7 protein-coding genes are annotated in these 11,439 nt (G+C 36.0%); 4 read left to right on the top strand and 3 right to left on the bottom strand.

What is annotated here, in order from left to right; all coding sequences use genetic code 11:
* Positions 1-101: 101 nt before the first annotated feature.
* Positions 102-404, top strand: coding sequence for a DUF3007 family protein (locus tag MW688_RS15415; protein ID WP_486736899.1), 303 nt, complete (start codon positions 102-104; stop codon positions 402-404).
* 11 nt (positions 405-415) lie between these two features.
* Positions 416-1,210 carry a tryptophan synthase subunit alpha gene (gene trpA, locus MW688_RS15410; protein ID WP_486736898.1) on the top strand — a complete coding sequence of 265 codons (795 nt, stop codon included), beginning with the start codon at positions 416-418 and terminating at the stop codon, positions 1,208-1,210.
* Positions 1,211-1,940: 730 nt separating this feature from the next.
* Here trpA and MW688_RS15405 read toward each other — a convergent pair.
* On the bottom strand, positions 1,941-2,201 hold the full coding sequence (locus tag MW688_RS15405; RefSeq protein WP_486736897.1) for a DUF167 domain-containing protein: 261 nt from the start codon (positions 2,199-2,201) through the stop codon (positions 1,941-1,943).
* Positions 2,202-2,461: 260 nt separating this feature from the next.
* Here MW688_RS15405 and MW688_RS15400 point away from each other — a divergent pair, with 260 nt between their 5' ends.
* Both MW688_RS15400 and MW688_RS15395 read left to right on the top strand, forming a co-directional pair.
* Entirely contained in the window at positions 2,462-7,531 is a 5,070-nt protein-coding gene (locus MW688_RS15400) for a translocation/assembly module TamB domain-containing protein (protein WP_486736896.1), read from the top strand.
* A 471-nt stretch (positions 7,532-8,002) separates the two neighbouring features.
* Positions 8,003-8,686, top strand: coding sequence for a DUF4351 domain-containing protein (locus tag MW688_RS15395; RefSeq protein ID WP_486736895.1), 684 nt, complete (start codon positions 8,003-8,005; stop codon positions 8,684-8,686).
* A 7-nt stretch (positions 8,687-8,693) separates the two neighbouring features.
* Here the strand turns inward: MW688_RS15395 and MW688_RS15390 are convergent, their stop codons facing one another.
* The gene (locus tag MW688_RS15390) at positions 8,694-8,945 is read right to left on the bottom strand and encodes a hypothetical protein (protein WP_486736894.1); all 252 of its coding nucleotides are present in this window, start codon (positions 8,943-8,945) and stop codon (positions 8,694-8,696) included.
* Positions 8,946-8,973: 28 nt separating this feature from the next.
* Entirely contained in the window at positions 8,974-11,385 is a 2,412-nt protein-coding gene (locus MW688_RS15385; protein WP_486736893.1) for a hypothetical protein, read from the bottom strand.
* Positions 11,386-11,439: the final 54 nt, after the last annotated feature.

Genomic DNA, 11,439 nt, shown 5'->3' with positions numbered 1-11,439 from the left:
AAGCTTAAACTATTGCACGCCGAGAAATAAAAGCTTAAACTATTGCACGCCGAGAAATAAAAGCTTAAACTATTGCACGCCGAGACATAAAACCTTAAACTATGCGACGACTGGATATTATTTTCATTGGTTTAGGAACTTTTGCCTTCGGGGGTCTTCTCTACCTTGGGTTACAATACCTGGGTATTGATGGACTAACCGCAGGCATCTGGACACAGTTACTCTTAGTTATTGGTTTAATTGTCTGGACTTCAACATATTTGTTACGAGTCTTAACTAAAAATATGACCTATAATCAGCAACTGAGAGATTATCAAGATGCAGTAATGCGTAAACGTCTCGAAGAGATGACCCCTGAGGAAATCGCTAAATTACAAGAAGAAATTACTAACCCCAAGGAGTAAAAATAACTGCTATGACTTCTATTGAGAAGTGCTTTCAATCCCTCAAAGCTCAATCCCAATGCGCCCTAATACCCTTTATTACCGCAGGAGACCCTGATTTAGAAACAACAGCTAAAGCCTTAACCACTTTAGCCGCAAACGGAGCAGATTTTATTGAGTTAGGGGTCCCTTACTCAGACCCTCTCGCTGATGGTCCCGTTATTCAAGCGGCTGCGACACGCGCTCTACAAAAAGGAGTGCGATTAGAAGACGTGTTAGAAGTAGTAGCGGCAACTAAATCCCAAATCAAAGTACCAATTATCCTGTTTACCTACTGTAATCCCATCTTTAACCGTGGTATAGAGAAGTTTTTGACTCAAATAGCCACAGCCGGAGTAAAAGGTTTAGTGGTGCCAGATTTACCCCTAGAAGAAGCCGAGAAATTGATAGCACCTGCTAAGGAAAAGGGCATAGAAGTCACTCTGTTAGTAACACCTAATACACCAGAAAGTAGAATCAAAGCGATCGCCTCTCAATCCCAAGGCTTTATTTATTTAGTAAGTGTCACCGGAGTAACCGGAGTTAGGTCACAAATAGCCACTCAAGTAAAAGACCTCCTTTCAACTATGAGAACTATTACTAATAAATCTATCGGCGTTGGTTTCGGTATTTCCAATCCAGAACAAGCTCAACAAGTGCGTCAATGGGGAGCAGATGCCGTGATTGTCGGTAGTGCTTTTGTCAAGATTTTAGATACCGATAATCCTCCTCAGGGATTATTGGAACTTGGAGACTTTTGTCTTCGTCTTAAAAAAGCAATAGCCTAATACTCAGTTCTGGCATCTTTTCCACTCATTTGCTGGTGAAGGGGGAAGGAGCAATGCGCGAAGGCATAGCAGTACAAAAAACGATGCTTAAAATATAAAAGTGGTAAAACTTACTACTAGCCTAACTATTCCCGTCAGGTGTCGGCGTCGCCTGTTCACGCTTCGCGCAGCGCTATAATTTTGCGGTGCAACCCCGCGTGGGCTAACCTCAGACCCTCGCACTTTACCCAAAGTTACTGGTGGGGGATGAATCTTGAAGTCTTGAAGTCTTTAAGTAATGAGTTAAAGAATTAATGCTCAACGCTTAAAAGGAGGCAGGAGTTGAAAGGCAGCTTTGCTGGAGGTTGGTATAGATGGGGATTTTAACCCATATCTAACCGCAGACCACCAAAGTCTTCGATTTGGTGGGGGACTTCAACCCGATTGGGAGAGGCACAAAGGCTTTACTTTAATTTAACTAAAAATCTTCCCTCGGTGCCTCTCTTGCCTCTCTTGCCTCACCTCATTTTTATTGTAAGTATTCACCCGAACTTGATATAATGAGTTAAAGAATTAATGCTCAACGCTTAAAAATTGGTTGACCTTTGCTACTTTTCTTAGGCGAAAGAGAAATGAACTTTTTCTGAGGTTAATTTAGTACATAAGTACTTGTGCTTTGATATGAGGATAGCCAATCCGGTATTTTAATTGAGATTTAAAAAAGTTAGAATTTTAAACTTTTAGTAAAATTCTAAACAATTTCAACTACTTTTTGTCTAGTATAACGTCCTAATTTAATCTTAATATTTTTTTTAGGAACAGTAAAATAATTAGCCAAAACTTCTATTAGTTCATTATTTGCTTTTTCTTGAGTAGGAGGTGATTTTAACTTAATTTTATATATTCCTTCTTCAAGTTCCTCAATAGTTTGACATTTACAATTTGGTTTAACTGTAATTATAATTTTCATTTTTAAACTCCTGATAACTAAAAATAATATAGGCTTAGGCATCGAGATGAGAACATATTTCCGTTTTTATTACTATTTATTTAATTCTATATATTCTAACCCTTTTTTGAGTTTGCCATCTTAAACATTTAGTTAAATAAGAAATATCTATCTATAGCTAGAAATTATCTCAAAAAAGCCGAATTAATTCTTTTAAATACTTGTCCATCTTATTTTGTCTTCAAAAAACAGATAAAAATTTTAAAATAAGTTAAAAGTTAAAAATGCTTGAGTCAACCAATAAACTTATTAATAAACTCAGAGTGTCTAAATCTAAACAAGTTAAAGCTAAACGATATTTGCGCCCTCTTGCTTTGGGTTTTGGAGGCTTTTTAATAGTTAGTGGCGGTATAGGAATCGCCTATAGTCGTTATTGGATAAAAACAGAACTTACTCCCCTAGTCAAAACAGAATTAACAACATTACTCGACAGAAAAGTTGAAATTGGCGAAGTCACTGGTTTTTCTCCCTTGGGTGAAATAAGATTTGGCGAAAGTTTGATTCCCTCCACAGATATTCATCCAGATTATGCCAAAATTTCTAGTGTCAAGGTTAGATTTAATCCCATAGAATTTCTGATTACTCGTAGACTAGATCTCAATGTTAACTTAATTCAGCCTGAGATTTACCTAGAACAAAGAGAAAATAATGATTGGTTATCTTTACCCAAAAGCGAAAATAACCAGTCTTCCCCCTCATTAGTCAATTTAGAATATTTACAACTTACTGAAGCTACTGTCACCCTAGTAGCTAGAGATAGTCAAGCCAATTTAAAAACACCAGTAAATACCCAGATAGATTCCGGCATTCTCCACCTAATGCCTAAACAAAAACTTCTAGACTGGAAAGTCAGAGGAAAACTGTTGAGAGGCGGTAATTTGAGAGTAAGAGGCAGTATGCAAACAACTACCGAAGCTATAAATTTACAGGTAATCGGCAATAAAATTCAAGCGCAACAATTAACCCATTTATTGAATCTACCCTTAAATTTAGAAGCAGGTGAGGTGGCAGGCAATTTAGTTATCAAATTGAGAAAAAAGCAATTACCTCAAATTAGCGGTGTGGCTGATTTAGATACAGTAGCAGTAAAACTACCAGCTTTACCAGAATCCTTTTATCAAACTAATGGTAAATTGACCTTCAGTGAATATCAGATTAAATTAGATGTAAATTCCAAATTAGGATTAATTCCTCTAACAGCAATAGGAGTAGTTGACGTTTTACAGGAAGACTTATCGATACAAGCCAAAACTGAAGCCACCGAGATTACGGAAATTATCGAAAGCTTAAAATTACCTCCCCCTCCTATAGATGTCCAAGGCAAGTTAATATCTACTATAGAAGTAAAAGGAGCTTTAGAAAATCCTCAAACAACTATAGAGGGAAATAATGCTACCCCCGTCACTATAGGTACAATTGAATTTGATTCTCTAGATAGCAATCTTAAGGTAACAAACTCAGCAATTGATATTATTCAATTACAGGGGTCGCCGACTCAGGGAGGGTATACCTGGGGAGACGGCATCATTAAACTTCCATCAACCACTCAGGAAAATACAGGGGATTTTCAGCTTAATCTCAAAGCTAAAAATGTTCCGATAAATGGGTTTAACTTAGAAACTGGTGAAATAGATATTTTTGGTCCTCTAGCCAATGTAGACGCCATTGAGGGTCAAGGTCAAGCCCAATTGTCTTCAGGAAAAGGCAAAATTGAGTTAAATAATCTAGAGTATTCTGATTATCAATGGAAAACTAATCTCGTCACTAACAACCTTCATTTAGAAGACCTAGGATTAAAACAGTCTAATCTCTCTCAAGCAGAAATAGTTGCTAACTTGTTAGTTTCTGGAGGAATTGAGGCTTCATCTTGGTCTGACATTACGGCTACTGGTGAAGCTAATTTACAGTTAGGTAAGGGAATGATTGTGGCTGAGAATTTTAATTTAAATCAAGGGGAATTACAGAGTAATTGGATATTTAACAATTGGCAACTATCTACTCTTATCCCTGAGGCTAAAACTGAAGCAATTGAGGGTAATTTAGAAATTAACGGCAATGTTAGCGAAAAAATCCAGGATTTAGCCTTAACAGGTAATGGTAAACTAAATTTAACCTCTGGAGGCGAGATTTTTGTTAATAAATTAGCTTTATTTGAGGAAAAGTTGTTGATGGATTTAAAAGCTGTAGCCGTGGCTTTAAAACCATTTTCTCAGTCATTACCCCTGACAGGAAATCTCAGTGGTAATTTAGCAGTTAAATCTAATCTCAGACAACTTGACTTGACCGGATTCGAGGTAAAAGGAGATTTGAACTTTAGTGAAGGAATTGCTGTAGTTGAAGGACCAATAGCTACTAAAATTGATTGGGATGGTGAATATTTATCTATTGAAACTATAGAAGGAGAAAATATTCAAGGGAATGGTTGGTTGGGAATTTCCCCTACAGGTAACATTAGGAATTTAAAATTAAATATCAGCAAAGCTACTATCAACTTAGCTAATTTAAATCAACAGTTATCTATAGCAGGAATAGTTAATTTTAATGGTCAAATTTATAAACAGTCAGAAGATTTGACTATAAATGGCGATTTAACTACTCTTGAATTAAAACTTCCTGGTTTAGATTTTGAACCCAAGTTATCTGGTAAAATCAATACCAATATCAACCAAACTATTAACTTAATTCTCCAAGGTCAAGAAGATCAAATTCTACTCTCACTAGATAGTAACTATCAACCTCTCAAATTTTCCCTCAAAGAAAATAATTCTCTCATCAAAGGAGATACCCAAGGAGAAACATTATTTGTCGAAGCAGAAAATTTACCCATAAAAATTATTAAAGCAATCCCAGGACTTAATCTCGACTCCTATAAACCATTATCTGGACAATTTTCTGGTAATGGTGCCATTAATCTCAACAATTACCAAGGTTTTGCTAATTTTAACATTGCGGCTCCAGTACTTGGTCCCATCAAAGGAGAAAAATTAGAGGCACAATTAGTTTATAGTCGCCAAGAAATCTCTGTTAATCAATTAACTTTAGAACAAGGCAAAACTAAATACAGCATCAAAGGAAGTTTAAATTTATCAGAGAATACTCCACAACTACAGGCAGAAATAGACATCAACGAAGGACAAATTCAAGACATTTTAGAAAGCTTACAATTTTTTCAATTATCTGATTTAGCTTCTGGGATTAATGGTCAAGATTATGGTAACGCCGCTAGTTTATACAATCAAACTCAAGAAAACAACAAAACCAATTCACCGTTATTTTCTAGAGGATTACCAGGAACTGAAATTATTACTCAGTTGCGTTATCTAGCTAAAATTGAAGCAATGAGTAATAGTAACAATCAAAATGCTGAACAACCCCTAGATTTACCTCAACTAAATCAATTAACAGGACTTATTAATGGGTTTATTTCTCTCAATGGTCCCCTCAATTCTCAAATTCAAGCTAATTTCTCTCTAGAAGGCAGCCAATGGGAATGGGGAGACTATAATATTGAAAAACTCCTAGCAAAAGGTAATCTTCAAGACAGTACTTTAACTCTAGAACCAATTAGCTTAACCTCTGGAAAGGCTTTGATTAGTTTTTCTGGTTATTTCAGCGACAAAAGTCAAGCAGGAGAGTTGAAAATCACTCATCTTCCTCTTCACTTAATCGAAGGTGTGATAAAATTGCCGAACAATTTAGCAGTTGGCGGTATACTTAATGGTCAAGTTCAAGTAGGAGGTAGTCAAAAGAATCCTCAAGCCGAAGGAGAATTTCTTCTAGAATCAATAAATATTAATCAAACTGAATTTGATAATACTAAAGCAAATTTTACTTATAAAAATGCTAATCTTGATTTTACCGCTAATAGTTTAACTAAAAATATTAATAATACTATTAGTTTAGACGGTAGCTTTCCCTATCAATTACCTTTTGCTCTGGTTAAGCCTCGCAATAATGAGTTTGAAATAAATATTAATATCCAAGACCGAGGCTTAAGACTAATTAATATTATCACTAATTCTGCTCTAGAATGGGAAAAAGGCACCGGAAATGTTAGCTTAAATTTAACAGGTAAATTTAATCAACAAGACAATACATTTATTGACTTGCAAACTACAGGAAAAGCTAAAATTACTGATGGTATTATTACCAGCGATTTTTTCCCTAATAACCCTTTTCAACAAATTAATGGCGAAATATTCTTTGACTTTGAAAAAATTGAAGTAGAAAGCCTAAAAGGTAACTTTAGTGGAGGCAGCTTTTTAATTGCTGGGACTCTTCCTCTATTTGAAGTTAGTAATCGACAATCTCTTGATGTTACTTTAGATTATCTCACTCTTAATATCAAAGGACTCTACCAAGGAGGAGTCCAAGGTTTAGTTAATATCTCCGGTAGTTTCCTCGAACCATCTCTTACAGGAGAATTAAATCTATCTTCAGGACAAATTATTCTTGGAGATGCTAGTAATTCCCAAATCACTGAAGATGATTATAGTAATTCTGTAGAGTTTAATGGTTTGAAACTTAATCTCAATGAAGATATTAAATTAGTTAGACAACCTATTCTTAATTTTGTAGCTAATGGAAGTTTAAATCTATTTGGTACTTTTACTAATCCTCGGCCAGAAGGAGTGATTAATCTAGAAAAAGGCAGCGTTAATTTATTTACTACCTATTTTAGTTTAGTTAATAGTGCCGATAATCAAGCTGAATTCTTTCAACGTCATGGATTAGATCCTTATTTAAACGTTGAATTATCTAGTTCAGTATCAGAAACTAATTCTCAAGATTTATTACGAGACCCCCTCTCTTCAGAAATTAGCGATATTCCTATTAATTCTTTTGGTACTTTAGAAACTATTCGCATTCAAGCCAGAATAGAAGGGTTTGCTAGTCAGCTTACTAATAGTATAGAGTTTTCCAGTAGTCCACCTCGTGGTCAACAGGAAATATTAGCTTTGTTGGGGGGTAGCTTTGTTAATACCCTAGGCAGAGGAGAAAGTACCCTCGGTTTAGCTAATTTGGCAGGGTCTGCCTTTTTTGGGAGTTTCCAAGGAGAATTAGCTGATACCCTGGGTTTGAGTGAATTGAGAATTTTTCCGACTCCCATTATTCAAGAGAAAAATCGCACCGAAACCTTCGGTTTAGCCATGGAAATGGGTATTGATATAACTAAGGATTTTTCCTTTTCCGTGTTAAAAATCCTTACTAATACAGAACCACCACAATTTGGCGTTCGCTATCATTTTAATGACCAACTAACTCTTCGTGGTTCTTCAGATTTTGCCGATGATAATCGAATATTTTTAGAATATCAATTCAGATTTAAATAATATATTATCAAACATGGTAGACAGCGATCGCCTTTTTAAAGAATTAATTTCTACTTTTTTTCTAGAATTCCTAGACTCAGACCAAAGCATCTTTACCTAATGTTACTGGTTGTGGTTGAGTAATGAGTAATGAGTAATGAGTAATGAGTTAAAGAATTAATGCTCAACGCTTAAAAATTGGTATACCGAGTGCAAGATATGGGAAATACGAGAAATGAACTTTTTCTGAGGTTAATTTGGTACATAAGTACTGGTGCTTTGATGTGAGTAGAGTTATTTCTTCCAGAAGTAGTAGAATATATTCAACCAGACTCCATCACCTTTTTACCCCAAGAGGTCTTTACTGATATTACCTCAGGAAAAAAAAGGATAGTAGATTTACTCGCTCAAGTAAAGTTTCGCAGTCAAGATACTGCTTTTTTAATTCATCTAGAAAATGAAGGTAGTGGGGGAGCTAATTTTGCCCGCCGAATGTTTCACTATTGTGCCCGTTTAGATGAAAAATATCAACTACCAGTCTATCCCATTGTAGTGTTTTATTTTGATAAACCACGAAGAGAAGAAAACAATCAATATCTGGTATTATTTCCTGATAGAGAAGTATTAAAATTTAGTTTTATCAGTATTCAACTCAATAGATTAAATTGGCGAGAGTATTTAAGTAAACCATCTCCGGTGACTGCGGCTTTAATGGCAAAAATGTCTTTTGCACCAGAAGAAAGAGCCACAGTCAAGCTAGAATGTTTAAGGATGATAGCCACACTGAGATTAGACCTAGCTAAAAGTGAATTAATTTCGGCATTCGTAGATAGTTATTTAGAATTAAATCAACAAGAAGAAAATGAGTTTCAAAGACAATTACAATCATTAGCAATGGAGGAGGAAGAGCAAGTAATGGAAATAGTAACTAGTTGGATGGCAAAAGGTATTGAGCAGGGTTTAGAGCAGGGTTTAGAGCAGGGTTTAGAGCAAGGAGAGAAAAGTCTACTTTTGCGTTTACTTAAGCGCCGTTTTGGCGAGGAAATAAATTCTCAGATAGAAGCACAAATCAATAGTCTTTCTCTAACCCAAGTAGAAGCCTTAGGAGATGCTTTATTAGATTTTCGTGCTATTGATGATTTAAACCAGTGGTTAGAAGATAATCGCTTTTTGTAGTGTAGTATTACACTTTTGCTAAAGCTTGCTCAACTTTAGCTAACCCGCAACCAGTAGGCGATTCTGCCCAATTAAGAAGCGCGATCGCTCTATCTACTTGAGGTACATCTTGACTTGGGAAAAAATGATTAGGTATTTCTAGTCTTTGTAATAATTTAAATATAGCAATGAGCCAATAGATGTTGACAAAAATGATGAAAAGCCCCCCTTGGTAAGGGGGGAAGGGGGGATCATTAGTGATAAATGTTGTTAACACCACTGCGGTCACTGCTATAATTAATGCTTCTTTAGTAATTTTTCAATTCTTCTAAAGCTTGCTCAATTTGAGCTAACCCGCAACCAGTAGGCGATTCTGCCCAATTAAGAAGCGCGATCGCTCTATCTGTTTGAGTTGTGTCTTGACCTGGTAGAAAATGATGAGGTATTTCTAGTGTAAAGATAAGTCGATTAAATTGGCTAGGTGTCATTTTTTCTAGAATCTCTAACAATTCTCGTTTACTTATTTTATTTTGTTTGAAGTTCTCTGAAGTTTCAGCTTCGAGTTCTCTAATTTTATGGCGACATTCAGCTATTAGTTCTTGTAGTTGAAACTTAAGGCTAGGATCTGCTGTTATAGCTTCTTGTAATAAAAAATATTCTAATTTTCTTTTCCATATATCTAAGGCGTCTGTTTTAGCTGAGGAAGATACAGATAAATTTTGCTCTTTTTGATTGTTAAATTGGGTACCGATATTTGTATTTTCTGGATTGGAATCAAAATTTGAGTCTTGAGATGATAAATTCTTGTCTGTTTTATTAGATACACTGTCTGTAAATATAAAATAAGGAGGCCAAGGATTATTTTCAACTTCTGGAATTTCCAACTCAAATGTTTTAGTTTGTTTACTTGGACCCATAATTAAATCCCGGAAAGCAAGCAACTTACCACCTAATCCAGATTTTGCTAGACGTGCTGTAACAGTAATATTAGCTGATATTATTTTACTGCCAGATAGGCAGATTACTAGAGTATTATTAATACTTACTCCTTCTTGCTTGTGCTTGTCCTCGCTAAAATCCCATCTGGCTGATTTACTACCTATACCAGATCCTAACACTTTGCAGCCATAAACTATATGTGGTTGATTGATGTCTTGACTCTGAAGATAGTTTAGGGCAATTTGGCCTTGTTCATCAATTCTCAATTGAAGAGGTTGAGATTCTCTGACAGTACGTGGTACTAAATCTACAATTTTAGTGTCATTAGCAGTATTTAAACGTAAAACTAAACCAGCCCATTGAAAACGAGCACTGTTTCCTGGAGGTGGTTGAAAAGTACAAAGAAACTCAACTATTCCTCCCGGTTGATTATCAATAGTCACAGATTTAATTGTCTTTATCGTCAGCAAAAATCGGCTTTCTCGGCAATCCTTATCTACAATTGCTTCAAAATCACTAGATCCTAATTCTTGATCAGCATCAGGATCTGGAACTAGGGCACTATTGATTAATACTTGGTGATTACTGGTCATATAGCAATTTCTCTCCATACTATGTGATGAGGCGTCTAGCAAGCAATAGCGCAAAATACCTAAACTAGGACAGTAAACTAGAGGATTACGCTCTAACAATACTTGATCATCAATACAGAGGGCGTGTAGTGGGAGCAAATTCAGCTCTTTAGTAGGGCAAAGGATTAGTAACTCTTCTGGTGCTGTGCAGGTCTTAAGAGGTGCAATGAGAGGGTCTAGGTTTCTTAACAATTCTGGTGTATCCCGTAAAGTAACACGCAAAGACCTATTAGGAGTTAAATAGTTCTGAATAAACTCTACTACTTCATCTAGCTTAATAGTAAGAGGGTATATTTCTGGTGACTGATGAGGACGTTTAACCAGTAACCAAAGAGATTTCCCCACAGCCAACCAATCTATACAAACACAATTCAAGGATTCTTGCCCTAAAAGAGTATCTAAATCTGTTTCAGTAATCGCTGCACCTGTACGTAATTCTAAATACTCCTGAAGGTGCTGATTGTCTTGCATTTGCCGTTGAATCTCTTCAAGTTTTCTCTTAATTACTAATCTTTGCTCTGATGATGCTTGTCTTAACTGCTGTGCTATCTCTCTTTCTTGATTAACTAGTTTTTTTGCTACTGGATAGTGCTGAATTTCCGCCATAATCCTCCATAGAGGTACAGATCCCAAACCCATCATGTCTCCCAAAGCCCTTGCTTTAGCCCGTTGTGTCCACTGCCAAATTTCACGAGGAGCACGACGATCTGCTATTAAAATCTCTAAAGCTAAATCATAGAGACGAGCACTTTTCTCGATTAAAGCTTGCTTTGATTGTTGTGCTTGCAGATTGTCTCCTACGGCAAATTCTCTGCGTATTGCGTCATAATTAGCTTCTCCATCACTAAGATATTCTAGAGCCACATCTAAAAGTTTTGTTTTAAGCTCTAAAGACACTCGCCATGCTGCATTAGTATATAATCTAGCCAACATAAAATAAGTATCAGCAGCTTGACTACGCATAGCAGCTTGCTCATAATAATTAAGACTGATATTTAAGTTAGTTTCTGCTTCACCGAAATGAGGGACAAGTTGACGATTAGCTTGATTGAGACGTATTGCACCAATAAGATAGCGACAATTAGCCGCTTCCATAGCCATACCTGCTTTTTCGTAGGCAGCTAAAGCTTCTCGCCATGCTTCTTCCACACCGCTTCTAAAAATCTACTCAAATTTACTCAAACAGCCAAATAAGACAGAAAA

The organism is Johannesbaptistia floridana (genome assembly GCF_057440575.1).
This window is presented reverse-complemented; position numbering and strand designations above follow the sequence as displayed.

Coding starts and splice junctions, on each gene's coding strand:
- MW688_RS15405 (WP_486736897.1), bottom strand. CDS start 2,201: ATGCCTAAGCCTATATTATTTTTAGTTATCAGGAGTTTAAAAATGAAA.
- trpA (WP_486736898.1), top strand. CDS start 416: ATGACTTCTATTGAGAAGTGCTTTCAATCCCTCAAAGCTCAATCCCAA.
- MW688_RS15395 (WP_486736895.1), top strand. CDS start 8,003: ATGTTTCACTATTGTGCCCGTTTAGATGAAAAATATCAACTACCAGTC.
- MW688_RS15415 (WP_486736899.1), top strand. CDS start 102: ATGCGACGACTGGATATTATTTTCATTGGTTTAGGAACTTTTGCCTTC.